The 26,164-nt window shown below is 45.3% G+C and carries 27 protein-coding genes; 9 read left to right on the top strand and 18 right to left on the bottom strand.

Annotation, left to right across the window (positions count from 1 at the left end):
* The 11 genes from BLQ60_RS10530 to catA form a co-directional block, all read right to left on the bottom strand.
* The coding region (locus BLQ60_RS10530; RefSeq protein WP_280137878.1) for a CoA-transferase at window positions 1–182 on the bottom strand (182 nt) is incomplete at its 3' end.
* 24 nt (window positions 183–206) lie between these two features.
* Window positions 207–1,418: a benzoate/H(+) symporter BenE gene (benE, locus tag BLQ60_RS10525; RefSeq protein WP_092620005.1), complete on the bottom strand. Its 1,212-nt coding sequence runs from the start codon at window positions 1,416–1,418 to the stop codon at window positions 207–209.
* A gap of 82 nt (window positions 1,419–1,500) precedes the next feature.
* A complete protein-coding gene (gene benD / locus BLQ60_RS10520) occupies window positions 1,501–2,292 on the bottom strand; it encodes a benzoate diol dehydrogenase BenD (RefSeq protein WP_092620002.1) in 792 nt (263 codons plus the stop codon).
* 63 nt (window positions 2,293–2,355) lie between these two features.
* Window positions 2,356–3,372, bottom strand: coding sequence for a benzoate 1,2-dioxygenase electron transfer component BenC (gene benC, locus BLQ60_RS10515; protein ID WP_092619999.1), 1,017 nt, complete (start codon window positions 3,370–3,372; stop codon window positions 2,356–2,358).
* 102 nt (window positions 3,373–3,474) lie between these two features.
* Window positions 3,475–3,984, bottom strand: coding sequence for a benzoate 1,2-dioxygenase small subunit (gene benB / locus BLQ60_RS10510; RefSeq protein ID WP_092619996.1), 510 nt, complete (start codon window positions 3,982–3,984; stop codon window positions 3,475–3,477).
* Window positions 3,981–5,375 carry a benzoate 1,2-dioxygenase large subunit gene (benA, locus tag BLQ60_RS10505; RefSeq protein WP_092619993.1) on the bottom strand — a complete coding sequence of 465 codons (1,395 nt, stop codon included), beginning with the start codon at window positions 5,373–5,375 and terminating at the stop codon, window positions 3,981–3,983. The genes benB and benA overlap by 4 nt, the downstream gene beginning before the upstream one ends.
* Before the next feature lie 78 nt (window positions 5,376–5,453).
* A complete protein-coding gene (gene catC / locus BLQ60_RS10500; protein WP_092619990.1) occupies window positions 5,454–5,744 on the bottom strand; it encodes a muconolactone Delta-isomerase in 291 nt (96 codons plus the stop codon).
* A gap of 19 nt (window positions 5,745–5,763) precedes the next feature.
* Window positions 5,764–6,870, bottom strand: coding sequence for a muconate/chloromuconate family cycloisomerase (locus tag BLQ60_RS10495; RefSeq protein WP_092619987.1), 1,107 nt, complete (start codon window positions 6,868–6,870; stop codon window positions 5,764–5,766).
* Window positions 6,871–7,283: 413 nt separating this feature from the next.
* A complete protein-coding gene (locus BLQ60_RS10490; RefSeq protein ID WP_092619984.1) occupies window positions 7,284–8,861 on the bottom strand; it encodes a dynamin family protein in 1,578 nt (525 codons plus the stop codon).
* Complete coding sequence (locus BLQ60_RS10485; protein ID WP_092620048.1) at window positions 8,858–10,141, bottom strand: GTPase; 1,284 nt, start codon at window positions 10,139–10,141, stop codon at window positions 8,858–8,860. The genes BLQ60_RS10490 and BLQ60_RS10485 overlap by 4 nt, the downstream gene beginning before the upstream one ends.
* A gap of 86 nt (window positions 10,142–10,227) precedes the next feature.
* Window positions 10,228–11,172 (bottom strand): catechol 1,2-dioxygenase, encoded by a 945-nt coding sequence (catA, locus tag BLQ60_RS10480; protein WP_092619981.1) that lies wholly within the window; start codon window positions 11,170–11,172, stop codon window positions 10,228–10,230.
* A gap of 238 nt (window positions 11,173–11,410) precedes the next feature.
* Between catA and BLQ60_RS10475 the strand changes: the two genes are divergently transcribed.
* Complete coding sequence (locus tag BLQ60_RS10475; protein WP_092619978.1) at window positions 11,411–12,358, top strand: LysR family transcriptional regulator; 948 nt, start codon at window positions 11,411–11,413, stop codon at window positions 12,356–12,358.
* A 24-nt stretch (window positions 12,359–12,382) separates the two neighbouring features.
* On the opposite strand, the gene BLQ60_RS10470 is transcribed toward BLQ60_RS10475, so the two are convergent.
* On the bottom strand, window positions 12,383–12,877 hold the full coding sequence (locus tag BLQ60_RS10470; protein ID WP_092619975.1) for a disulfide bond formation protein B: 495 nt from the start codon (window positions 12,875–12,877) through the stop codon (window positions 12,383–12,385).
* Window positions 12,856–14,502 (bottom strand): glutamate--cysteine ligase, encoded by a 1,647-nt coding sequence (gshA, locus tag BLQ60_RS10465; RefSeq protein ID WP_092619972.1) that lies wholly within the window; start codon window positions 14,500–14,502, stop codon window positions 12,856–12,858. Before gshA ends, BLQ60_RS10470 begins: the two co-directional genes overlap by 22 nt.
* Window positions 14,503–14,676: 174 nt before the next feature.
* Between gshA and BLQ60_RS10460 the strand changes: the two genes are divergently transcribed.
* Window positions 14,677–15,216, top strand: a complete 540-nt coding sequence (locus BLQ60_RS10460) for a DUF924 family protein (RefSeq protein WP_092619969.1) — start codon at window positions 14,677–14,679, stop codon at window positions 15,214–15,216.
* 106 nt (window positions 15,217–15,322) lie between these two features.
* On the opposite strand, the gene BLQ60_RS10455 is transcribed toward BLQ60_RS10460, so the two are convergent.
* From BLQ60_RS10455 to BLQ60_RS10445, 3 genes are all read right to left on the bottom strand, one after another.
* Window positions 15,323–15,703 carry an HIT family protein gene (locus BLQ60_RS10455; RefSeq protein WP_092619966.1) on the bottom strand — a complete coding sequence of 127 codons (381 nt, stop codon included), beginning with the start codon at window positions 15,701–15,703 and terminating at the stop codon, window positions 15,323–15,325.
* A gap of 170 nt (window positions 15,704–15,873) precedes the next feature.
* Entirely contained in the window at window positions 15,874–16,629 is a 756-nt protein-coding gene (locus tag BLQ60_RS10450; RefSeq protein WP_092619963.1) for a dienelactone hydrolase family protein, read from the bottom strand.
* A gap of 206 nt (window positions 16,630–16,835) precedes the next feature.
* Window positions 16,836–16,994 (bottom strand): DUF1328 domain-containing protein, encoded by a 159-nt coding sequence (locus BLQ60_RS10445; protein ID WP_092619960.1) that lies wholly within the window; start codon window positions 16,992–16,994, stop codon window positions 16,836–16,838.
* 253 nt (window positions 16,995–17,247) lie between these two features.
* On the opposite strand from BLQ60_RS10445, the gene BLQ60_RS10440 reads away from it, so the two are divergent.
* The gene (locus tag BLQ60_RS10440; protein WP_092619957.1) at window positions 17,248–17,733 is read left to right on the top strand and encodes a YcgN family cysteine cluster protein; all 486 of its coding nucleotides are present in this window, start codon (window positions 17,248–17,250) and stop codon (window positions 17,731–17,733) included.
* A 30-nt stretch (window positions 17,734–17,763) separates the two neighbouring features.
* Here BLQ60_RS10440 and BLQ60_RS10435 read toward each other — a convergent pair whose 3' ends face one another.
* Entirely contained in the window at window positions 17,764–18,759 is a 996-nt protein-coding gene (locus BLQ60_RS10435; RefSeq protein WP_171259098.1) for an alpha/beta hydrolase, read from the bottom strand.
* Between the two features lie 101 nt (window positions 18,760–18,860).
* On the opposite strand from BLQ60_RS10435, the gene BLQ60_RS10430 reads away from it, so the two are divergent.
* The 3 genes from BLQ60_RS10430 to BLQ60_RS10425 all read left to right on the top strand — a co-directional run bounded on the left by BLQ60_RS10430 (window position 18,861) and on the right by BLQ60_RS10425 (window position 21,612).
* Entirely contained in the window at window positions 18,861–20,114 is a 1,254-nt protein-coding gene (locus tag BLQ60_RS10430; protein ID WP_244516026.1) for a PepSY-associated TM helix domain-containing protein, read from the top strand.
* Window positions 20,093–20,263 (top strand): hypothetical protein, encoded by a 171-nt coding sequence (locus BLQ60_RS14080; RefSeq protein ID WP_171259097.1) that lies wholly within the window; start codon window positions 20,093–20,095, stop codon window positions 20,261–20,263. Before BLQ60_RS10430 ends, BLQ60_RS14080 begins: the two co-directional genes overlap by 22 nt.
* A gap of 197 nt (window positions 20,264–20,460) precedes the next feature.
* Window positions 20,461–21,612: a PQQ-dependent sugar dehydrogenase gene (locus tag BLQ60_RS10425; RefSeq protein WP_092620045.1), complete on the top strand. Its 1,152-nt coding sequence runs from the start codon at window positions 20,461–20,463 to the stop codon at window positions 21,610–21,612.
* A gap of 107 nt (window positions 21,613–21,719) precedes the next feature.
* On the opposite strand, the gene BLQ60_RS10420 is transcribed toward BLQ60_RS10425, so the two are convergent.
* Window positions 21,720–22,727, bottom strand: a complete 1,008-nt coding sequence (locus BLQ60_RS10420) for an isopenicillin N synthase family dioxygenase (protein WP_092619951.1) — start codon at window positions 22,725–22,727, stop codon at window positions 21,720–21,722.
* A 654-nt stretch (window positions 22,728–23,381) separates the two neighbouring features.
* On the opposite strand from BLQ60_RS10420, the gene BLQ60_RS10415 reads away from it, so the two are divergent.
* The 3 genes from BLQ60_RS10415 to BLQ60_RS10405 all read left to right on the top strand — a co-directional run bounded on the left by BLQ60_RS10415 (window position 23,382) and on the right by BLQ60_RS10405 (window position 26,120).
* Window positions 23,382–24,362, top strand: a complete 981-nt coding sequence (locus BLQ60_RS10415) for an ABC transporter substrate-binding protein (protein WP_213030475.1) — start codon at window positions 23,382–23,384, stop codon at window positions 24,360–24,362.
* Between the two features lie 146 nt (window positions 24,363–24,508).
* Window positions 24,509–25,333, top strand: coding sequence for an ABC transporter ATP-binding protein (locus BLQ60_RS10410; protein WP_171259099.1), 825 nt, complete (start codon window positions 24,509–24,511; stop codon window positions 25,331–25,333).
* Window positions 25,326–26,120: an ABC transporter permease gene (locus tag BLQ60_RS10405; RefSeq protein ID WP_092619942.1), complete on the top strand. Its 795-nt coding sequence runs from the start codon at window positions 25,326–25,328 to the stop codon at window positions 26,118–26,120. The genes BLQ60_RS10410 and BLQ60_RS10405 overlap by 8 nt, the downstream gene beginning before the upstream one ends.
* Window positions 26,121–26,164 lie beyond the last annotated feature (44 nt).

The following is a 26,164-nucleotide window of genomic DNA, read 5'->3' as shown; positions in this document are numbered from 1 at the left end:
CCGTAGTCGCCATTGCCAGCATTGTTGTTGACGATGACCAGATCTTTGACACCCAATGCAATCAAGCCATCAATCAGTTCTGCGGGCTGTCCTGCTGTACCAAAACCACCGATCATGATGGTCATGCCATCTGTAATCTGGGACAATACCTCCTGCATGCTACGCTGGCTTTTGTCTATCATCTGTTGACCCTCTCTTAAAAAACGTTATTTTGATGTGCTTGATGTCTGTGCTGTGCTCAGCGTGTTGGGCTTTTGCAAGAGTAAATTGGCAATCATCCCGATGACGATGCCCCAAAATACAGAGCTGAGTCCGAGGAAGTGCATACCTGATGCGGTGGCTAAAAATGTGATGAGTGCAGCTTCACGCTGTGTATCTTCTCGCATCGCCATTGCCACATTGGTGCCAATGGCCCCGAGCAAGGCGAGTCCTGCGAGTGCCGCTACCATTTCTTTGGGAAGTAAACTAAACAGCATGACGATACTGCCAGCGAACAATCCGCCGAGGATATAAAATATGCCGTTGGCAATCCCTGCGATATAGCGCTTTTCTTTTAATTCGTGCGCATCTTTGCCTGTGCACAAAGCGGCTGTGATGGCAGCTAACACAATGGTAATCCCGCCGACACAAGCGACAGCCAGTGAAGCAATACTGGCAATCGAGACGATCGGCTTGGCTGGTGTGTCATAACCGCTCAGTTTTAAAATCGCCATCCCTGGTAAAAACTGCCCTGTTAAGCTGACCAGTATCAGTGGAATGGCAAGGTTAAATGCCGCATTCCACGTCCATTCAGGCATGATCAGTTGCGGTACTGCCAATTGAAAATTCATCTCGACAGGATTCATGCGACCCAAAATCAAACTGAGCGATACCCCGCAAAGTAGCACCCAAATCATGGTATAGCGTGGGGTAAGGCGCTTTGCGATGAGATAACACAACAACATAGCAAAGACGATCATCGGCATACGATCGGTCGCCACGAATAGCTCAATGCCAAACTGAAAAAGAATCCCTGCCATCATGCCAGCAGCAATACTCTGTGGAATCCATTTCAAAAACTTATCAAAGTAACCAGAGACACCCACGATTAAAATCACAATGGCGCTGATAATATAAGCCGCCACAGCTTCATTTAAACTGGTTTCGGGGAAAAGGGTCACCAAAAGTGCCGTGCCCGGTGCCGACCATGCGGTAATAATTGGCGTTTTGTAACGATAGGATAGATAAATGCCAGAGATGGCGGCACCGATGGACACGCCCCAAATCCAAGACGCCATCATGCTGTTCGAGACATTGGCTTGCTGAGCGGCTTGGAAAAAGATGATTAATGGACCAGCATAGGAAATTAAAACCGCCAAAAAGCCTGCAACGGTGGCAGAGATCGACCAGTCTTGTTTGAGTGTTTTGAGCACAGACATATTGCCTCCTTGCATGTCCAGCGGTGAGATCCTCGCAGTGAGATTACCAATGTGATCATCAATATCAGATCATCAATATGATCTAACCTTGGTCGCCACCTGCGACAGGTAAAATGCTACCGTTAATATATGAGGCTTCATCTGACGCCAAAAAGACGATGGCATTGACTTGTTCATCAATGGAACCATAGCGATGCATATGGGACCGATCTAAGGTTTGATCGACGACTTGCTGTACCCAAGTCTGCTCTTGTTCATTGAGCGAACGATTTGAGCCATCTCTCGGAATCTTTCGAGGCGGTGCTTCGGTGCCACCAGTCGCAACAGCATTGACACGAATGCCTTGTGTGGCATATTGAAAGGCGAGCGAGGCAGTCAATGCATTGACGCCACCTTTGGATGCAGAATACGGTGCACGATTGACACCACAAGTCGCAATGGACGAGACATTGACGATTGCACCTTGTTGCGCTTTGAGCATTTCTGGCAAGACTGCACGACAACACCATAGTGTTGGAAAAAGAGAACGGAATACTTCTTTTTCAATTTCTTCAGCAGAAAACGCTTCAAAGGGCTTCATCCAAATCGCACCGCCAACATTGTTAATTAATACATCGACTTTGCCAAAATGCTGTATTGCCTCAGCCACAACAGATTGTGCGCCTGCAAAGGTCTCAAGATCGGCATGTACAGCAATGGCGATTCCTGAAGATGCCTTGATCTCTGCCAAGACCTCATCCACGAGTGCTGATCGGTCGGCGAGAACGACAGTACCACCTTCGCTAGCGATTCGCAGCGCAACGCCACGACCGATACCTTGCGCTGCACCTGTGACGATAACGACTTTGTGATTAAATCTATTCTGAACATCCATTGCAAACTCCAAAAAACGGATTCATTTTGTTCATTGTTACTTTTGACAAAGTGTGAGCAAAAATTAATTGGCGGAGAACTTCTCAAATAAGAAACTGGATGGCTTAATGCCTTCTGCATCTAACCAGCCACGAACCGCCTCAACCATCGGCACTGGACCACAGAGGTAAATGTCGACATCGCCATCATTGAGCCATTCATTTTCAATATGTCCTGTGACATAGCCTTTGCGTTCATGTTGACTGTGTTCGCTGGCGACAACAGTGCGATAATCAAACCAAGGCAGTTTGTTCTTTAATTCATCGAGCTTCTCCAGCGCAACCAAATCAAAATCATTGGTCACACCAAAGACCAGACGCACAGGATGTTCAGCACCTTTTTCTTCCAAGACCTGTAGCATGGACATGAACGGCGCAATGCCTGTACCACCAGCCAGCATCAACACGGGACGCTTGACATCACGTAAATAAAAACTGCCATAAGGTCCTGTGAATGTCATCTTTTCGCCTGCTTGGGCGACTTTACTGAGGTAATCACTCATTTTGCCCTCGGGCACGTTGCGCACCACAAAGCCAGTCAAACGGTGACCAGGTTTTGAGCTAAATGAATAGGAGCGTGTTTCTTCGGTACCTGGAATACCGACATTGACATATTGACCAGCTAAGAAGTGAATATCGGGCTGATCTTGGTCGAGCTCAATGTCGAAGGTAATGGTTGAGTCAGAGAGATTTTCAACGCGTTTTAAGGTGCCTTGGAAGTTGTGAATTTCTGTTTTGCAGACATCAGAGGAGGCTTGGATTTGGAATACTGCATCAGAAGTAGGTCTGCATTGACAGGCGAGGATAAAACCTTCTTCTGCTTCTTCTGGTGTCAAAGCATCTTCGATATAGGTTTCTTCTGGCATGTCATATTGACCAGATTCACAAAATGCACGGCAAGTACCGCAGGCACCATCACGGCAATCCAAAGGAATATTAATTTTTTGACGATAGGCTGCGTCAGATAAAGTTTCGCCATCTGTAACACTGATAAAGCGTGTTACACCATCTTCAAACTGAAGGGCGACATTAAAATTTGACATGGCTATATCCTATATTGGGTTCAATCGTTGATGTGCTGAGCAAAACTCCTTTTGATCAGCAGGATATTTCATAGAAGTCAGGGGCTAATGGCAGACCAAAACTTATAGGTGATAAATATCAATCACTTGATTGATGTAATCGTTTTTCAGTACCACATATTTACTCAGTATCTTTGGCGACTCACCTGCGCAATCAATCACATAGCGAGACATGCCAAAGTAGCTATAGTTGGTCTTATAGCGAAAACTCAGGGTTTGCCAGTTGAAGCGTACCGTCACTTTGTCGCCGTCACGCTCGATGATTTCGACATTGGCAATATTGTGACAAGTCCGTGTATCAGGCATGGTTGCCGAGGAGCGCTCGGTTTTAATCCGAAATACTCGATCTTCTAAGCCTTGACGATCTGGGTAATAGATCAATGAAATTTCAGATTGTGGATCTTCGGTGAGTTTGTCGTCGTCATCCCACGCAGGCATCCAAAATGAGGCTTCAGGGGCATAGCAAGTCAGCCAGTCATCCCATTGTTCATCATCTAAAAAGCGGGCTTCTTGGTATAAAAACTGAGTGATGGCTTCTAATGAGCTACGTTCAGCAGTTGGATTTGAACTCATGCGCTTTCTCCCATATCTTCAACCTGTGCGGCAAGCACTTTTTCATCGGCAATGGCTTGTTTCATGCATTCCATCCAGTGCTGATGCTGAGCAAGATACAGCCCCTCATCTTCGGTTTTAATGCCGCTCAGTTTAGGTTTAAGACCAATCTCTTTGGCAGCATCATCTGGGCCATAGATCCAATGTTTCGAGCCACGGCACATATCGTTCCATTCCAGCTCGATACCTGCATAGCCCGCCTGACAGGCACGGAATTCTTCGAGATCATCAGGGGTTGCCATCCCAGAGGCATTAAAGAAATCTTCATATTGGCGGATACGACGGGTACGTCCAGCAGCAGATTCACCTTTTGGTGCGATGCAATAGATGGTGACTTCTGTTTTATTCACGCTGATCGGACGCAGTACACGGATTTGTGAGCCAAACTGATCCATGAGGTAGACATTCGGGTAGAGACAGAGGTTACGAGAGCGTTCGACGATCCACTTTGCCATCGCCTCACCGAACTGTTCGGTGTATTCTTCGTAGCGGTCATAGTTTGGACGGTCTTCAGGGTTTGCCCATTGTGTCCAGAGCAACATATGCCCATTTTCAAAACCATAACAACCACCACCTTGCTTGCCCCAACCGCCTGCACTCATGGCACGAATGTTGTCATTTGCTTGTTTCTCTTTGCGTTGCTGTGTGGTGGCGGCGTAGTTCCAGTGTACAGCGGAGACGTGATAGCCATCGGCACCATTTTCTGCGGTCAGCTTCCAGTTGCCTTCATAGGTATACGATGATGCACCACGGAGCACTTCCAAGCCTTCAGCAGATTGATCGACAATCATATCGATAATCTTTGCGGCTTCACCCAGATAGTCTTCAAGGGGTGGTACATCGGCATTTAAGCTACCAAACAAGAAACCTTTATAATTTTCAAAGCGAGCGACTTTCTTGAGATCATGCGAGCCATCTTTATTAAAACAATCAGAGTAGCCTGCATCCGCTGGATCTTTGACTTTGAGCAGTTTGCCTGAATTATTAAATGTCCAGCCGTGGAAAGGGCAGGTGTAGGTTGCTTTATTGCCACGCTTATAACGACAAAGCTGTGCGCCACGATGCGAACAGGCATTGATCATGGCATTGAGCTCACCTTGACGGTTACGTGCAATGATGATTGGCTGACGCCCCATATAGGTGGTGTAATAGTCGTTATTGTTTGGAATCTGGCTTTCATGTGCCAGATAGACCCAGTTGCCTTCAAAAATGTATTTCATTTCAAGGTCAAACAAGGTTTGATCGGTAAAGGCAGAGCGATGTAGTTTAAACTCTCCCGTTTCTACATTGTCCACAAGCAAATCATCGATATGATCTAGATGGCTAGTATTGATTACTGGAATACGTGGCATGTCTATTCTCCTACTTTCCTTAGTAAGGTATACAGCCTAAAGTGCGACGGACTTTAGTACTGAATGTGCGGCTGACGATCAACGGTCGTCGTCATAGATTGAAGATGGGTGGCGATTGAGTGGCATGATGTCGAGTGTCATATAAGGATACAAAGGCAAGCCTTGAAGCAAGTCATGTAAGGCTTGATTGCTCTCTACATCAAAAATACTGATGTTGGAATATTGACCTGTGATCCGCCAAATATGACGCCAGACTTTGTCTTGTTGCAATTTTTGAAAATATGCCTTTTCTTTGGCTTTGATCTCGTCGGCTTGCGCTGTAGGCATATCCTTCGGCAAGTGAACATTCATTCGTACATGAAATAACATCTGGCAAACTCCTTATCCTTTAGCGACGCAATTGGTCGATTTTGTTCTCATCAATGTCGATGCCTAATCCCGCCGTGAGCGGTAGGTGCAATTCAAAGTTTTCATAACGCAGTGGTGTCTTTAAGATCTCTTCGGTCAGCAGTAAAGGACCAAAAAGTTCGGTACCAAAGGCAAGATGATCAAAGGTGGCAAAGGCATGTGCAGATGCAATACTGCCCACAGGGCCTTCGAGCATGGTGCCACCATACAGATCAATTCCCGCCAAGCCTGCGATTTTGGCGACTTCACAGGCCTCAATCAGCCCGCCAGATTGCTCCACTTTGACCGCAAATACATCGGCGGCATGACTACATGCCAAACGAAATGCGCTACTTGGACCAGTCAAGGCTTCATCTGCCATGATCGCCACATCAAAGCGCTCGCTGAGACGTTTGAGGACGTCTGTTTGCTCAATGGCACAAGGCTGTTCGATCAAGTCAATGCCGCCATCTTGAAGCTGTTGAATGCCTCGCACGCACTGTAGTTCTGACCATGCACGATTGACATCGACACGAATACTGACTTCATCTCCAAGTGCTTTTTTGATGGCAATCACGTGTTCTACGTCGTGTTGTAGATCATTGGCACCGATTTTGAGTTTGAAGGTATTGTGACGTTTGAGCGCAATCATTTTTTGTGCTTCGGCGATATCTTTATCGGTGTCACCTGATGCCAACGTCCAAAGGACAGGCAAGCTATCACGTAAACGTCCGCCAAGTACCTCGCTCAGTGGCACACCAAGTTGTTTGGCTTGAATATCAAGTAGGGCGGTTTGAATGGCGCATTTGGCAAAACGGTTGCCGTTAATATTTTTGCCAATCAGCTTTAATGTTTGAGCAACATTGAGTCCTTTGACCGCAGTTAACAGTGGTGCAAAGTAGGTATCGATATTGGTTTTTACACTTTCAGGACTTTCATCCCCATAATTCAATCCACCAATCGTGGTCGCTTCGCCCCAACCAACGATGCCGTCAGTGGTGGTGATTTTGACCAAGACCAAGGTTTGAATCCGCATGGTGGTCACGGAGAGTTGGTGTGGACGAATGGTTGGAATATCCACAAGTATGGTTTCTAAAGATTGATACATGGTTATCCATAACTTCTTTGCTAAGTGCTTATGAATACCTTAAAAGAATGATTATCTTGTGTCTAAGACTATATTTGCATTTTTTTATACCTAAAAGGTATGTTGTTTTTATCCAGACAACATTTTCTCAAGCGTGTGTATTGGTCTGTCTGTTTGAATCCGTAGACTGCGGTGATGCTCATTCGATAGTTAAAATATTTAACGCATAACGAAGTGATATAGCATTGAAAATAAAAAATATTTTCTCATACATCGTGCATGATCTTTTTGCACGATTCGTGGCATGAAGAAAAAATATCAGCTGTGCAATCACGCCACTTTTGTCGCATGCGCAATCCGACGCAATAAAAAATGATTCGTCATCGATGTTGGGCTCGGCGAAATAAAGTGTGTTGACTACGGTCTGTAAAATCTCAACAGACCCTAGATGATGTGGAACGGTCAGTGAGTCTCATCTGCGTTGCAATCTGTGTTAATTGTTCGGTACAGGTCGAAATAGTGTGTTGTAAGGCAGTGGTTTGCAGCTGTAGATCGGTGAGTATTTTTTCACAGTTTAAGCGCAGATGATTCGCATGCTGTCGAAGGCTGGTCTCGATATGCTGTGAAAGTGCGGTAAACAGTCGATCATGTCCAATGCTGATGACGTCTTGATCATTTTCAGCATAGATCACGTCATAGTGAAGATATTCTGCAAGTTGTATTGAGGTGATCGGATCAGGTTGAAGTTGATAATCCGCAAGTTGTAGGTCAATCTGCGTAGATACCATGTGCTCCACCTGTGTGTTCAGTTCAGCACACAGTGCGTTTAGATTCTGCGTTTTGGCATGCTGTTCTAATTGTGCGGGTAGGTTCGGAATAATGGTTCGCCAAGATTGCTGGATAAGGTGTTCGATCTGTTGTGGCAAGGTCTCAGATTGTGCTTGGATGTGCTGTTGTAATCGCAGTAATTGCGACATGATGTCCGTTTGTAGTGGCAACACAATCTGTTCTTGTAAAGCGTGCAAATGCATTTCAGCAGGTTTGCGTTGCTTGTATTGCACAGCGGGTTGAATAAGGTGATCAAGCGCAGTAAAAAAATCATCAAAACCAGACTCGAGCAAGGCTTGCGCTGTAAAGCCCGTCGTTTTCAACATTTGTGCAGAAATGGACGTCGCCACTTGCAACTGGGTCGGTGATACGCCCATGTCGATGAGCTTTTCTGTAGCACGTGTGCCGACATCTTGCGCTTGGAGCGCTCGCTGCGCCGTAGTTTTATTGCATAGCACCTGACAAATTTCACCATCGACTTCATCTTCTTCAAAATAATCACTGCGGGTAATCACAGGAAGGAGTGGTTTGTGACGATGTAGCTCCTGTGCTAAGGCGTCCAACTCTTTGACTTGCCCTGGAGAAGATGAGCTGGTTAACCATAGCATGCCGTCGGCACTTTCAATAAAGCGTTGGGTCAGTTCGGCATTTTCAGCAGTTACAGAGTGCAAACCTGGGGTGTCGAGTAGCACCAATTTATTGCCCAAACAGACACCTTGCAATCGTGCAGTTGTTTCAGTTGCACCCTCTTTGAACGGTACATCATCAGTGCGAATCTGACCTGTATCGAGATAAAAATATTGTACGGGTTGCTTGATTTGGCGAAAACTATCTGCGATGACATTGCAGAGTGAGCTTTTTCCTGCATTAAATTTACCGAAAATGAGCAGGATGATTTTATCATCGAACTGATGTGCTAAATCCTGTGCAGGTTTTAACGCATCGCAATGGCTTTGCCAAGTTGCAATTTGATCATTGATGCTGTGATTAACTGTGTTGATTTGCTCGGCAAATTTGCTTTGTTGAGCAAAGGAATGATTTTGGATAAGTTGGTGCTGTAAAGCCTGTGTTAAATGGCGTTGCCAGTCTTGCATTTGCTCGAGATGGATTGTGACATCCTGTGGTATGCGATTAAAGGCTTCGAGTTGCTCTATCAGGCGTTGTAGTGCATAGGGTGTGCTCATGATATGACACCCTCCTTGTGCTGGGATAGATGTTCTAAGTCCTGTAATGCGATCTGAGCCTGTTGTATTGCCTCAAGTTGTTGTTCCAATTGTGCAATGTATGTCTTTAAATCTTGCCGATCTGAAGAAAGTTCAAAATAATGAGCAAAGGCTTGGCGCATACGGTTCAGACTGGATGCATCAAAAAACATTTGACGGAGTTCTTTGCGTAATTTCACCGAAACACCAAGTACTGCAATGATCACGCTATCAATGCTACGCACATTGGTTTTTTGTGCTTCAGGCAGTCCGACCACACCATAGCGAATGAGATGGCTATTGATGGCAATGCAGGCTTGGGAATATGCTACTTGGATGCGGTTGCGATCTCGCTTACCCGCAGTGATTTTGTACATATTGGCAAAAGAGTCTGGCTCTAGCGAGTGATCGACGTCACCGACTTCTAATACAGGCGCAAGATCTTCACAAACTTTGCGCAAAACTGTGTTGAGGTCTCGATCAAAATGTTCACGGTGCTGTTGTTGTAGGCTGGTTTGCTGTTCCAGTATGGTTTGAGCGGTGTGTTGTAGCGCATTGAGCTGTGCATTGAGTGACGAAAAAATCTGTTGCTTTTCATGTGTACGAATCTCAGGAACGTGTTTTAGTGTTTCATGGAGCGCTTGTTGTAACTCGGGGATACCACTGCGTTGTACCAGCAAGGGCTTTGATTTTTCCAATCCTTGTCGATGTCGTGTTGCAGAGACAGACAGCCCATTGCCATCAGGAATTTGTTCTTGAATGCAATGGACGATGCCCTGCAATACTTCTGGATCTGGTATTTGATCAACTTGTGTCAATACCAGTAGCGTTTGGCGCCCAGTTTGCTTTTTATCTTGTGAGAGCGACTGAAACAATGCGACCTCGTGCGGATCGAATTCGCCCTCTCGCAAAGAATGTACAAATAATCGAACATCTGCTTTGTGCCAAATGGCATCATCAGCATGCTGATCATCCCGTGTGGCGACAGCCGCATCCAGACCAGGTGCATCTAACCAGCGGATACCGTGCTGTATATGAGCCGTCTGTGCAGTGGTTTCACGCTTGTCAGCGACGGCAAAAAAATCTTCGCCCATTAATTCGTTGAGTAGCCGACTTTTACCATGGTTATATTTACCGATCACGGTGACAGTGGGATAATCGCCTGCGTCAATGATGGCGCGCAGACGTGCCAGTTGTGAGTGCGTCTGTGGTAGCAGTTCTAGAATCTGGTGTTGAGTAGCATCAAGCATTGTACGATCCATGGCATCCTCAGTCATTTCCATAAAAAAATCAGGCGAAACCTAAGGCTTGCCTGATTTTGAGTGTTCAAATGAGATGTTCCTAACGATTAGGCTTGTAAACGTGGACGATCAACCACTTGGTTATCGACGCCATCGACTAACGGGCTTAGGGTAATATCAAACACCATCTCAGCAAATGGGCCGTCGACGCCATGGGCTTTGATCGTTGCTTCATCGGTGTGTTCAATTGCATCGACCACGAGCCCTTCACGAGTTGCATACGCAAAATCATCATAAGTGTACGGGTCACCTGCGACATTAATTTGCGTGGTGAGTTTACGATGCCCATCGGCAGTGACGAAATAATGAATATGTGCAGGGCGATTACCATGACGACCCAGTTGATTTAATAATTGTTGGGTCGGTCCTTCAGGCGGGCAACCATAGCCTGATGGCAAAATAGTTTGTACACGGTATTGACCTTGATCATCAGTGAAAATCGTTCGACGCATGTTAAACGGTTGCTGTCTGCCTGTTGGATCAAAGTGCGAATAGAAGCCACGAGTATCTGCATGCCAAATTTCGACCTTCGCATTTGGCATCGGTTGCCCATCTGCACTATAAATTGTGCCATGTAGAATGAGTGTGTGACCATTTGGATCCGTGCCATCGTCCATACGAGCATAGCCTTTCGACTCAGGTGCACCTGCAACATAGAGCGGACCTTCGATGGTGCGTGGGGTTGGGTTGTCGATGCCAAGTGCTTCATCGGCTGCATCCATACGCATATCGAGGAAGTGGTCAAAACCGAGTCCAGGTGATAGCAGACCTGCTTCATGGTTGCTGCCAAGTTCGTTGAGATAAGCGACCGCCGCCCAGTATTCATCAGAAGTGATGTCTAAATCATCAATGGTTTTAAATAGATCAGAGACAATACGATGGATAATTTGTTTGGTACGTGGATTACCACCTTCTTGCTCGAGTCCACTGAGCAGGGTTAAAAAATTTTGCACGGCTTCCGTATCGAAAATTTTTAAGTTTTTGGCTAACATGGCTATCTCCTTAAAATTGCCAAAATTCTGATCGACGTTATGCTCCTAAGTCGTTTTACGCCGAATAGCATCATTCCTGATGTGCTTCAATATTAATCGCTTGTATATACCTTAAAAGAATGATTACACTGTGTCTAAGACTGAATTTGTATGTATTTATACCTTCAAGGTATTTTGTTGTGCCAACATAACCAAGTAGAGTAGTCTGTCTTGGCTAGATCATCAGGATAAATTTGTCATGGAACTCAGACATCTCAAGTATTTTGTCGCCGTGGTTGAGGAGCAAAGTTTTACCAAGGCTGCGGAAAAACTGTTCATTGCACAGCCTCCACTGAGTCGGCAGATTCAAAATCTCGAAAATGAGTTGGAAATTCAACTTTTTGAGCGAGGCTCAAGACCGCTCAAAACGACGGCGGCGGGTTTGTTCTTTTATCAACATGCGGTCAAATTATTATCCAATGCAGAAGAGATCAAATCCATGACCAAGCGCATGGGTGCTGTGGATCGTGTTATTACCATGGGATTTGTGGGTTCACTGCTATACGGACTCTTGCCACGCATTGTGTATTTATATCGCCAACAACATCCCCATCTGAAAGTGAAACTGGTGGAAATGAACACCATGGAGCAGATTCAGGCCTTAAAAGAAGGGCGTATTGATGTGGGTTTTGGACGTTTACGGATTAGTGATCCTGCGGTGCGTCGGGTCAAATTGCGAGATGAGCCTTTGGTCGTAGCAGCGCATTCAGCGCATCCGATCGTACAGCGTAAGTCAGGGGTATATATGGCGGATATTGCAGATCAGGATATGTTCTTATATCCCAACACGCCAGAGCCTAATTTTTCTACACAGGTCAAGTCTATTTTTTCTGAATGCGGACTCGAACCGAAAAATGTCAATTTGGTGCGTGAAATACAACTGGCATTAGGTTTGGTCGCCGCGGGAGAAGGGATTTGTGTGATTCCACGCAGTGCGGACACCATTCGCTTTCCGCATTTGCATTACATTCCGATTTTAGATCCAGATGCTGTGAGTCCAATCTTTTTAACCACTCGAAATCTAGATGCCAGTGAGGAAGTCTTAGCACTATTTGATAGCATTTATCAAGTATATGGGTTGGAGGGGATTCCATTCCAGCGACAGCTTTATGATCAAGTTAGGCAAGATGATGAAGCTGAATCTTGAACAGCTTCATCATCTTGAGATGTGCTATTTATAGGGTCTAAACAACAACCACAAGTTGATCAATAACAAGACGCTAAAGAAAATCAGCGACCAAAACGGCAAAGATTGCCCGAGGAATGTCCAGTCGATCACCGCACATTCACCTGAGCCAGACAGTACCTGTTGCAATACTGCTTTAAATGGCAAGGCTTCGACCAAATAGTCTAAACCAGGGCCACATGACGGCACTTGGTCTGCAGGTAAATGTTGTAACCAAACATGGCGTGCAGCCACACCGACTGACCAGCCGATCGCTACGGTTGAAAGTAAACTGTAGAATCGCTTTAGCCAATGATTTTTCGGATTGTGTAATAGCGCAATGAGGCTAAATATCCCCATTCCGATCAAACCAACCCGTTGGAACACGCACAGCGGGCATGGGTTTAATCCCTGAAAATGCTCCAAAAATAAAGCAAAGGCAATGCCGATCACACTGCCTAAAAATAAAATAGTATGACCTAAACGATAGCTGATACGCATGAATGTTGCTCCGTCAAGCGACGATAAGGTTTGAGATAATCTTGAAAGCTGATGTGTGTTTGCGCTTCAAGTTGTTGTTGTGCTTTTAATGATTCGGTCGCTGCCTGTTCAAACTGCTGCTGTGTGTCGGCAGAAAGCGTATGCGATTGATAATATTCCTGATATTGTGCAGCGAGATTTGCGCCAAATGCCCACGTTCCGCCAAGTTCCGTGGTCTGCTGCAACATTTGCGCTGACAATGTCTTAGATGAATCCAGACTACGGGCTTGCATTAATGCCCATGCAGATTGATACAGTGCTTCGGATGCAGATGTTTGTTGCCCCAGTGCTTGATCAAGGATACTGGCACAAGGTTGCATGGCATTCAGCTGTTGTTGTATCCAAGTTTGGAAATCAACCTGAGTGGTTGTATCGCCTGACGTTGGCTGTTCAATTTGAAGCTGTGGTTCACGCCCACGCTCGACCACCAGCAATTGATTGCGATCGAGCATGGCTTGTTCTGCTTCATCAATTTCAGGGCTGTCGCTCAGCAAGCAATATAGCGCCAAAGTCTCCAAAAAGCTGGCAGTATCGGCATTGATACCAATCGGGCTAAATGGATTGACATCGACTGCTCGCAGTTCCACGTAAGCAACACCACGTGCCTGTAAAGCATCGGAAGGCGATTCACCAGCTTGTGGCGTTTGCTTAGGGCGGATCACGCTGTAATATTCATTTTCAATTTGCAAGACATGATCATTAATTTGAATTGGATTGCCATCGGCATCGTCCAGCCCCAGCGCTGTAAATTCAGGATAACTACACTGCGTGGCTTCACGAATACCCGCCAAATAGCCTGATAAATTGTTGTAGTGAATGCCCAATTTGCGCTGTGCAGAATTTTGGTAGCCAAGTTTACCCATGCGCAGTGCCGTAGCATGCGGTAAATACATGGTGCCTTTGACCAATTCTTGCAAATTGTGCTCACGTCCAGTGACAAAGCAACGGCAAATACTTGGACTTGCGCCAAGCAGATAAATCACTAACGGAATTTGACGCAAGAAATTGCGAATCAAGCCAAAATAACGATGACTACGATAATCTTGTAAGCTGAGATTTTTTAAGGTCAAATCGCTTTCTTGTTGTTGCAAGGTGGCAAACAATTCATCAGGAAAAGACAGGTTGTAATGCACCCCAGAAATGGTCTGCATACGACGTCCATAACGCACCGCCAAACCTTTGCGGTATAAAGTTTTGAATTGTCCGAGATTCGATGTGCCATATTGAGCAATCGGAATATTTTCATCTTGGCTGTCAAGCATACAAGGCATCGACAGCGACCACAGACTTTCACCTTCTGGTAAATGCTGATAAGTAAAGCTGTGAATATCTTTTAAAATGCTTAAAGTGTCAGTAATGCTTTTGGTCGGCGGGGTGATGAATTCCAGCAACGCCTCAGAATAATCGGTGGTAATCGTTGGGTGCGTCAACGCTGCGCCAAGTGCCATCGGATGCGCCTGTTGTGACAAAAAACCATTGGCTTGCATGCGCAGGCTTTCACGTTCTATACCACGTTGCATGTCTTGAAAAAACGTGTAATCAATCTGATCAAGTATGTGCTTTATGTTATTCGATGGCGTGGTCATATAGACTCTCAACTGGCGTAACAGCAGCACATTATAGCGGAAATATAACGGTCTGATGCGACTGCTGGCAAAGGAAAAATAATGCATCCGTTTTTAACACAAACTCAAACGATAAAATAGGATAAATTTGTGATGATAATGGACTGATATTTTGTGCAAAAAGGACATAACACCATGCAAGCACAACAGGTTTTGGAGTTTTGGTTTGATGCGGATCATCAAGCATTTTGGTTTGCGCAATCCGATGATTTTGATCAGCGTATTCATGAGCAATTTGGGACGATCCACCAGCGTGCCAGACAAGGTGAATTGTGGGGGTGGCGGAGCACGGTAGAAGGACGACTCGCTGAAATTATTGTTTTAGATCAATTTTCAAGGAATTTATTTCGAGAGCATGCAGATGCCTTTGCGCAGGATGGCATGGCGCTAGCACTGGCGCAAGAGGCGATCAGCTTGAAGTTGGATCAGCAACTCAGCCCGATTTTGCGCAAGTTTATGTATATGCCGTTTATGCATAGCGAATCGGCATATGTGCATGAATTTGGCTATAAGCTGTTTCAGCGTTTGGGTGATGATGTGACCTTGGATTTTGAGAAACGGCATAAAGACATTATCGACCGTTTTGGGCGCTATCCACACCGTAATGTTGTGCTAGGGAGAACCTCTAGCACAGAAGAGCTTGCGTTCTTACAACAGCCCAATAGCCGATTTTAACATCAGCTATTGGTGTGTATTGCATGCTATAGAGTAATATCGATCAGTGGATATTTAATCCATCAGCGTCAAACTTAAGCATCGTAAAAATTAAGCACTGTAAAACTTAAGCGATCATCGCACGATCGACTTTCATGCCCCAACGATCATCCAAAATCAAAGGCTGATGCGCATAGCGTGGAATCAAGTGAATGTGTAGATGATCGATGCGTTGTTGGCTGATTTCACCGTCGCTAAAACCGATATGAAAACCATCAGGTTGATAGACCATTTTGACTTCGTTGCGTGCCAGCTCCAATAGCACCATAAATTCTTTACGATCTTCCTCAGAAGCATCAAAGAACGAGGTCAGATGCTGATGCGGAATGATCAAACAATGTCCTTTGGACACAGGGTTATCGTCATAGACAATTCGACCAAAATCATTTTGATAGATCAAATTGGCGTCTAAATCTTGGCAAAAAGGGCAGTCCTGTACAATATTCATAATTCTTCCTCGATTTCATTGCTTTCATTTGTTTATAAAATACGCAGGTCTAAATAGGAAATATTATTACTTAAAATTTGTAAGACAATGCTATGGCTGCCAATTGGTTGGCATTATTCTCAAAAAGCATTGTCTAGTTTTGGGTGGATTTTAACCAAATTATGTCATGGTTACTTTAAAACACGATCTAGTAACGCATATAACGCATCCATCGATTCCGCTTCTGCGAGCGCATCATAGCCAAGATCAACGCCATTTTTACGAGCATTTTCATCGGCGGCTGGATTGGTGAAACCGTGTTTTGCATTCGGGTAAATATCGACACGATGTTTGACTTTGGCATGTTGCATTTCTTGTTTAAAGGCGTCGACATCCTCAAGGCTGACCATGCTGTCTTCTTGTCCGTGCGCCACCACCACTTCCGCTTTAAAGGTTCCTTCTTGTGCTGGGGTTTGTGCACTGAGGTTGGCATGGAAGGTCGCCACTGCTTTTAAATCTGCGCCAGAACGTGCCAGATCAAGGGCAACCTTACCCCCATAACAAAAACCGATCGCAGCAATACGACTGGCATCGACTTCTGGTTGTGCCGTTAAAGTATTGAGCGCTGCTGTGGCACGGTCGACCACGATGTTTTCAGGGTCAAAGGTCGACATCATATATTCGTTGGCTTGGCTGGCATCTTCAGCAATTTTTTTGTCGCCATACATATCGATCGCAAAGGCAGCAAAACCATATTCTGCCAATTGACGGACACGATTTTCCACATAGTCATTGCGCCCCCACCATTCTGGGCAGACCAACACGGCAGCAAGATTGCTTTCACCTTCTGGAGAGGCAAAAAAACCGACAAGATTTTGCCCTTTGCTGTCTTGGTATTGGATTTCTCGAATGCTGATGTTTTTTTGCGTAGTGTTGTAGTCCGACATGGTGTTGATCCTATGATTTTGAATTTGTTGAAATTACGTGGTGCATGTAGAGCATGTTTCAGCGTGATAATGTGTCTTGATTCGCCTAAAAACGCACGGATAAACATCATGTTATAAAAACTCAGCACAAAAAAGGCAATCCGAAGATTGCCTTTTTATGTGTATAAATGTGATTTTATACATTTCATGCTGAAACGGTGCAGTATTTAAACTTTGCCTCGAGAAATAAAGCCCACGATAAACAAGATCACGGCAACGACGAGGAAAATCACTGCAAAGTCTTTAGACAGACCAGCGACACCACCGAATCCTAATACGCTTGCGATCAGAGCAACCACCGCAAAAATAATGGCCCAACGAAACATAAGTTTTCTCCCTGTAAGAATTTTTGTATTTCCATATTAAAGTGATTATGTCTTTGAATATGTTATGAAACTGTGCGAGAAGTTTTGCTTTTGTATAAAATATGTTCGATGCAAATCAGCTGAAATGACAGGAAAAATTTGCGATAAATGCTTGCATATTGCGGGTTATGAGCGAGGTGATCTGGATAAGTTCGTCATGTTTTGGCGTAAATTGCTGTTACAATAGGCAAAATTTAGTAAAACGTATTTAACAATGACCGAGCAACATGCACAAGATGACGCTGACCGCACCCCTGCGCTTCGACCAGAGTTTTGGCGCTTATATGCGCTCGAACAGCTCAATCGCACCGAATGGGAAGCACTCTGTGATGGTTGTGGTCAATGCTGTCTGATCAAACTCGAAGATGAAGACAGTGGCGAAGTAGTCTATACCAATGTCGCGTGTAAACTCTTGGATTGTAGTACGGGTGCATGCAGTGATTATCCCCATCGACAACAATTCGTACCCGACTGTATTCAACTCAGCCCTGCGTTATTAAGTCAAATCAAATGGTTGCCATCGACCTGTGGTTATCGTCGTGTGCATGAAGGCAAAGATTTGCCACGCTGGCATCATCTGATCAGTGGTGATCGAAGTAGCGTGATTCGTGCTAAAAAATCCGTCGCTAATCGCTGTGTCTCAGAAAATGCCGTTGCAGAAGAAGACATCGAAGCGCACGTGATTCGCTGGGTGCGTTAGATTAGTTAACCTCAGCTCGCAATTTTCACTTTATTTGGATTGGCTGTCCTGCACTGCGTGATCCAAGATGCGATTGAGGGCATGATTGATGGCAGGGAACATTGCTTCAAAATGGCTGGCATCGGCGATCACCTGTTGCGTGATCTGCATGTTTTTGATGTTTGATAATGTATTTGCAAAGCGAGCAATATCTGTATTTTTCTCGACTTGAGCCGACTGTGGCAGGTGTTCTTTAAGTTCTTCTTCACCAACGCTTAAATGCACAGTTATCGGTTGTTCCATACCTGAAGGTTTATACTTTTTTTGAAATAATTGTGCTTGCTTGATCAGGTAGTCATCATGCCACCAGATCGACGGACTGGCAGCATAGTAGTGCTGAAATGCGTCGGGATGATTGAGCATTGTAAATAAAGTGAATAATCCGCCATAAGAATGCCCAAAAAGGCTTTGTTGCTGTACATCGACAGGATAATGCTTGGCAATGAAGGGTTTCAGTTGCGTTTGAATAAACTGATAAAACTGTTCAGCACCGCCGATCGGATAGGGTGGGTTGGGACGATTTTCGGGGCTGATCAATTCACCTTGAATCGGTGGGGTATAGTCAAAGGTGCGTGCCTTAACATCAATGGTGCTATCAATGTCATAGCCGATCGCCACAATCAATGGTGGCGCCTGATGATGACGTGCATAACTGAACTCAATCGCTTGTGCCATTACAGAGGCATAGGGAAATGCAGCGTTGCCATCGAGCAGATAAATCACTGGAAATCCTGCTTTCGGTGCGGGTGTTTGGCTTTGATAAACTTGTATCAAATATTGACGTTGATTGGAGGGGTTGCTGAGTTTAAATTGCTGATTGCGTGTGCCACCTGCCAGTGTGATGCCTTTTTCAATCGCTATGCTTGGTGTTTGTAGCGTTGGCGTAAGCGTCATCTCAGTCGCATTAACCTTGCCCATCATCAGACACAGCCCACAGATTAAGTACATGCTTAACGATGTGATACGGGCAGATTTCAAAGAATTCATAAAAGCACAACGCATGATTTTCAAAACGATTTTAACCACAATTCAAAGGTTTGATTCGATCACAGTACAGCAGATCAAGAAAAATTTGTACTGTCATAAAAATGAATTATAATCAATCTCATTATTATTTAAATAAAAATTACGTCATGTTTGGGAAAAAAGTCACTGCTTCAGATGCTCAATCCGCATCATCTTTGGATAAATCAAAATCGGTTAAAGCCAGCCACTCGAGATGGTATCGCAGCAATTTGTGGATTCACCGCTGGATCAGTTTGATCGTGGTGATTCCTTTTGCGATCTTGTCGATCACTGGGGTGATCCTGATTTTCCATGAGGAGATTGATCATGCGCTCGGACATGAGCCGACCGCCTCGATCAGTGTCAATGGTGAGCATCGTCCATTTTCAGACTCGATCAAAGCTGCACAGCAGGCGTATCCCAATGAAAAAGTGATCATGACCTCAATCGATGAAGATCATCATCCTGGGGTGATGCTGATCGGGATGGTCGAAGAAGGCAAAGGGGTTCGTGATGCCCGTTGGCTCTATGCCGATGTGCCTGCAGCGAAACTGGTGGAAGCGCCAAACTCTCGGGAAACACTGACAGGATTTTTACTTGAGCTCCATGCGCAGTGGTTTATGGGCTTTATCGGTGAGCTGATCGGGGCGCTGATTGCTTTATTGGTCTTCCTATCTTTAGTTTCTGGCTTGGTGGTCTATGCACCTTATGTGAAGAAGTTTCTGTTCGGCATTATTCGACGACAAAAAGGCGCACGGATTTTCCAGCTGGATCTGCATAATTTAATCGGCTCTGCGGTACTGGGTTGGGCATTGGTGGTCACGATTACAGGTTTTTTACTCGGCATTGGTACGGTGGCGATCGGTGTCTGGCAGATGACCGAGTTGCAACGCTTACAGCAGACTTATGCAGCGGCAAAAACCATCAATCCAAATGTGCAGATTGATCAAGTTTATCAAGCGGCGGCGTCAGGTTCGCAAGGTTGGCATCCGACCTCGGTCTATTACCCAACCTCGGAATACTCGACGCAGGGGCACTATTTGGTCTTGCTCCAAGGCAGTGAGGGGATTCAGGAAAAACTCTTACGCATTGCTTTGGTCGATGCGGGTACGGGTGAGCTGACCACGGTGGAAGATATTCCTGTGTATTTGAAAGCGATATTCCTGTCGCAACCGCTCCATTTTGGCAACTATGGCGGGTTGGCTTTAAAGCTATTGTGGACACTGTGTACGTTGATGACCTTGTTTATCACGGTGAATGGGGCGTGGCTATGGTGGGCAAAACGCAAACAAAAAAAATCTCAAAGGAGATCGCAATGCAACTGTGGAATAATTTAAATACCTTGTGGTTGCTCTGCGTGGTGAGTATGGCAGGCATTATCGGGATGATTTTGGTCGATGGTGTGTGGGATGTTGTCTTGCTCATCGTTGCTGCATTGCCGATCATCATGGCGGTCTATCGAGCGAATAGACTTAAGAAAGGATAAGTGAACAAGGGCGAAATCTTGTCATCAGTTTTTGCCATTAACACAGCCTTAATATGCAGACTTTATAAAATCCCGTATGCTGATGATCACGTGTCAAATGAGATGGAGTGTGTCAGATGGATTTGAAGTTTTATCGTCAACCGTTTTCAGCATGGCGGTTGTCTGAATCGAAAGTGAATACGCTCAAGTACGCAGGGATGCTATTTGCGCTCAGCGGGACCTTGCTATTGAGTGCATGTTCCTCACCAAAATCCACAGCACAAACGGCATCAGCACAAGAACCAAGCAGTGATAACACTGCAAATGCCAGTCAAATCCAGCAAAAATATCAGGTTGAAGATATTGCAACATTTAATGAGCCGTGGGCGATCGCAAAACTGCCTGATGGCAGATTATTGATTACAGAGCGACAAGGCAAACTGAAACTTTTCGATCCAACATCTAAACAAACCCTTGATGTACAAGGTGTACCGAAAGTGGCTTATGGTGGACAAGGCGGACTTGGTGATGTCGTCGTGCACCCACATTTTGCCGATAATCACTGGGTCTATCTGAGCTATGCAGTACAGGGTCAGGGCGATTATGGTGCAGAAATTTCTCGGGCAAAACTCGACCTCAGCAACCCACAACAACCGAAACTCATCAATCTTGAAAAAATCTGGGAACAAGTGCCGAAAATGTCAGGACAAGGGCATTATGGACATCGCATGCTGTTTGATTATGAGGATAAACTCTGGGTGGCATCGGGTGAGCGTCAACACTTTGATCCTGCGCAGGATATGACGAGTAATTTGGGGAAAATTCTACGCTTGAATGAGGATGGGACACCTGCCGAGGGGAATCCCTTTGCAGGGCAAGCAGGCGTAGCTCAGCAGATTTGGTCGCTTGGACATCGTAATCCGCTGGGTATGGCGCTGGATTTACAAGGTCAACTTTGGATCGTCGAGATGGGACCTGAAGGTGGCGATGAACTGAACTTGATCAAAAAGGGTGCAAATTATGGTTATCCATTGGTCTCAGAAGGCAATCATTATGATGGTCGTCCGATTCCAGAACATCGCACACGCCCTGAGTTTCAAGCCCCAGCCATCAGTTGGACGCCTGTGATTTCACCGTCGAGTATGATTATTTACCAAGGCGATCAATTTCCACTTTGGCAAGGCAAAGCGGTCATTGGTGGTTTGTCTTCTCAGTCCATCGTGATTGTTGATCTGACGCAACCTGTCGCCAAAGAAGTACAGCGTTTAGACATGGGTGAGCGTATTCGTGGTGTGCTTGCCGCTAATGATGGAACGCTTTGGATTATCCAAGATGGTGCGCAAGGAAAACTGTTGAAAATGACACCTTAGTTTGATTGAGTTTAGTCATCAGCAACAAACCACAAAATGGGAAATATCCATAAGTAAAAAAGAGCCAAAACTGGCTCTTTTTGATGTGAAAGGGAAATGCTGAAAAGTTAATATTTACCTGAAAAGTTGGCACTGACCCGTTGTTGTAAATAATCTTTGGCACTAATCGCTGGATATTTTTGCAAAGGACTTTCGATCATAATGTCCTCATTGGCTTGGCAGAAAAATGCCAAACTATAACGTGCACCTTGATATTCATCTGGTGCAGGGTTTTTCACCCGATGAAAATTAGACGGTAAAATATCATCACTCCAACGGGTCAGCATGTCACCAATATTGCAGGTAATCACATCATTACGTGGCACAATACTAGTCCACGTCTGACTGTCCATGTCTTTGCCAGGACAAACTTGCAGTCCACCTTGACCTTCACGCTGAAACAGTAAGGTCAGACAATCAAAATCGGTATGCGCACCCGCTCGCCATAAGCCGAGTTGGTCTTGCAGTGCAGGGTCGACCGCATAGTAGTGCAACATGCGTAAGGTGCTTTGGTATTCGGCTTGGCTTGGATCATGCGCATGACGGAAGAAGTCTGTTTCAAAACCTAGCTTATAGGCAAAACACGATAATACCTGCATGCCCACCGTCCAGCATTGCTGTTCAAAATGCAGCATATCTGCTTGAAAATTTGCCAGCTCCGTCTCAGTAGGCCACAGCCCTTGCATGCGTGGACGGGTAATTTGATAAGACTCTTTTTGATCTGCGGTCTTGGTCGATGGGCGAATCTGGGCACGGCTTTCCCAGCCTGCATTACGATGTAACGGATATTGCGCTTTGACCGCATTGGGCAAGGCAAAAAATTGTTCGGTCATGGCAAAGGCATGGTCTATGTCTTGCTGAGGAATGCCGTGATTTTCCAATTGGAAAAAGCCAATTTCAATGGCAGCTTGCCAAAGTTGCTCGGCGATTTCATGTTTACGGGACTCAAAATTAGACAAATCAATAATGCGCACTTCACGTGCGGTTTCTGTACCAAAGCTCCCCATGCGGGACTCTTTATTGAGCTCATCAAGGCTGTAGTTGGATTGAGGTGTAGTCGGGTTAGTCTGATTCATGTGCGATTCCTGAGAAATAGTTTGGGAATAATCTGCACATTTCACGCAAGACAACACTTCATAAGTCATCGAAAGCGTTTCGTTGAGCGGTTCACTTGTGCAGATCCAATGTCAATCACGTGACTGCTGATCTCCTCTAGTTCAGGCAATCAACAGCAACGTATTGGAGCAATGACCCACAGCACGATGCTGAAAATTTCAAAAAAAATCTCATGCACGTGCGTTGACAGCTTCTACTCTCAATTAGTTATTTAGCAAATCTCATGCCAGCAAATTAAGTCATTTTCTGGAAAAGTTGCACTTATTTTGTGCGTGCGGTCTGACCAATCTGCATAGTATTGTGTTTAAATCATAAAATCTTTTTTAAAAACAAAATATTAAATTTAAATGCATGAATTGGCATGCTGTTTGCAGAATCAATATTGAGTATAAGCGGTTAGTGTGCGGTGCAAAGTTTGCACAATACATGGGACATTGCTCTGCAGCAAAAGCTGTTCCTCAATGGGGAATAGGGCGTATGCCTTGCAGAGAGTCTGTGGACTTCCCCATTGTAATCTAGACCTAATACTTTCGGGGGCACCGATGATTCACAGCACGTATCCAAAGCACCTTTCTTTTAAAATGGTAGTTTCAGCGGTATTGTTGAGTTCAACCATGCTGGTGGCTTGTTCAAAGTCTGAAACGCCGACCAGTAGCGCAGCAGATAACACTGCTGAGTCGAGCAAGCCATTAGATCACATCACATTGACGACCTCGTGGTATCCACAAGCGGAACACGGTGGCTATTATCAAGCCGCAGAAACGGACATTTATAAAAAATACGGATTGGATGTCACCATTAAACAAGGCGGCCCACAGATTAATGGCATGACCTTACTGATGTCAAAGAAGACCGATCTGATCGTCAATTATGATCTTCAGGTGCTCAAGGGGATTGAGCAAGGCTTGCCTGTTAAAGCGATTGCATCATCATTTCAATATGATCCGCAAGGCATTATTACCCACGGTGATGTGAAAAGTTTGGCGGATTTAAAAGACAAAACCATTTTGGTGGCGACTAGCGGTCAGACCAGCTGGTGGCCATGGCTGAAAGCGAAATATCAGCTGAGTGATGCTCAGGTGCGACCATATACATTCAATCTGCAACCGTTCCTTGCTGATGCCAATACTGCCCAACAAGCCTTTGCCACCTCCGAAGTCTTGCCAGCGAAAAAAGCCGATCCGAACAGTAAATTTTATCTCTTTGCCAAAGATGGTTATCCAACTTATGGCGGCATCATCGTGACCCGTGATGATATGGTGCAGAGCAAACCTGATGTGTTGAAGCGCTTTGTGGCAGCGACCGCAGAAGGTTGGAAAAGCTACATGGAAAATCCTGCACTAGCCAATGCAGTGATCAAAAAAGAAAATCCGCAGATGACCGATGAGCTTTTGGCATTTGCGCTGGATCAAATGAAAACGTTAAAACTGGTTGATGGTGGTGATGCTGCCACACAAGGCATTGGTGTGATGACCGCACCACGTTGGCAGGCGACACGAGACATGATGGTCGATACAGGGTTGTTGGATACCAAAACTGATTGGCAAAAAGCCTTTACTTTGGAATTTTTGCCTGAAGCAAATCAGCGAAAATAATGCGCACGATGAAGTACCACAATTCAGTACCAAGATTCAGTACATAGATTAAGCACATAGATTAAGCACATAGATGAAGCACCACGATCTTTGAGCCGATAAACGTCTGGTAGCAAATGAGTTCAGAAATGAAAAAGGGGAACCCGATGAATGCCGCAATTGATCTCGATCATGCAGATGAACCGAGCACAAGCACAGCCCGCCCGATGTTGATGGCATCGGGGGTCGAAAAAATCTATCCCAATGGCACACACGCATTACAGCGTTTAAACCTGAATATTGAACGGGGTGAAATCGTCTCTTTGCTCGGTCCTTCGGGTTGTGGCAAAAGCACCTTGCTGAAAATGTTTGCGGATTTAGAACAACCCTCTGCTGGGCAGATTCGCTGGAATGGCAAACGGGATATGCAGTCGCAGTGTCGGATGGCGATGGTTTTCCAAGAAGCCACTTTAATGCCTTGGGCGACGGTTGCGGATAATGTGCGTCTGCCACTGGATCTACGAGGTATTGTCAAAAAGCAATCGAGCGACAAAGTCAGTCAAGCCTTACAGTCTGTTGGCTTAGGTGGTTTTGAAAAGTCTTATCCAAGAGAGCTGTCAGGTGGGATGCAGATGCGTGTGTCTTTGGCACGGGCTTTGGTGACTGAGCCGAATTTATTATTGATGGATGAGCCGTTTGGTGCACTGGATGAATTCACTCGACATAAGCTCGATAGTGATATTCGTAGTCTGTGGGCAGAGCGGGATTTGACCGTAGTTTTTGTGACCCACAGCATTTACGAAGCGGTATTTTTGTCGTCACGGGTGATTGTGATGGAAGCCCGTCCGAGTCGTGTGGTGGCAGATGTGCAGATTGAGGCGCCAGAGCTTCGAGATGAAGCATTTCGTACTTCCGAGGGTTTTATCAAGCAATGCGCACAGCTTTCACAACTCTTAGAACAAGCCAGCGGACATGGAGCACATCATGACTAAACCTCTATTAAACCGCCCGAATGCGGTACGTGTATTTGCGCCCATTTTCTTTGGGGTTTGCCTGTTGGTGGTGTGGGAGATCGTCTTTCGGGTGATCGATGTGCCGATTTATTTGGTGCCAAAACCGAGTGATATTGCCATAGCGTTGTACAGCAATGCACACACCCTTTGGCAAAGTCTGTTGATGACCATGAAAATTACCTTGCTGGCATTTTTGATGGCGATTGCAATCGGTGTGTTGGTGTCGTTTCTGTTCGTACAAAGTCGGGTCATCGAAGCCTGTTTTATGCCCTATGCGATCTTGTTTCAAGTGACTCCTGTGGTGGCAATCGCACCGCTAATCATTATTTGGATTAGTAACACCACCTTGGCATTGGTGGTCTGTGCGATGTTGGTGGCGATTTTCCCGATTTTAACCAATACCACCTTGGGTCTGCGTAGTGTCAATCCAGGATTATTAAATTTGTTTCGAATCAATAAAGCCAGCCGTTGGCAGATCTTGATGAAACTGCGTGTACCCAATGCATTGCCGTATTTCTTTAGTGGTTTGCGGATTTCGTGTGGTTTGGCGTTGATTGGTGCGGTGGTGGCTGAGTTTGTCGCAGGCACAGGTGGCACCAGTGCGGGTCTGGCGTATCAGATTTTACAAGCAGGTTTTCAGCTCAATCTACCGCTGATGTTTGCGGCGTTGTTTTTGATCACTTGTGCGGGTTTGTTGCTGTACATTTTGATGTCGATGCTGAGCAATGCCTTCTTAAAAAAATGGCATGAAAGTGAAATGGTCTAAGGAATAAGCTGAATGAATACAACAACCACAGCACATGACATGCA

This window comes from Acinetobacter marinus (genome assembly GCF_900096915.1).
Lineage (GTDB): Bacteria > Pseudomonadota > Gammaproteobacteria > Pseudomonadales > Moraxellaceae > Acinetobacter > Acinetobacter marinus.
This window is presented reverse-complemented; position numbering and strand designations above follow the sequence as displayed.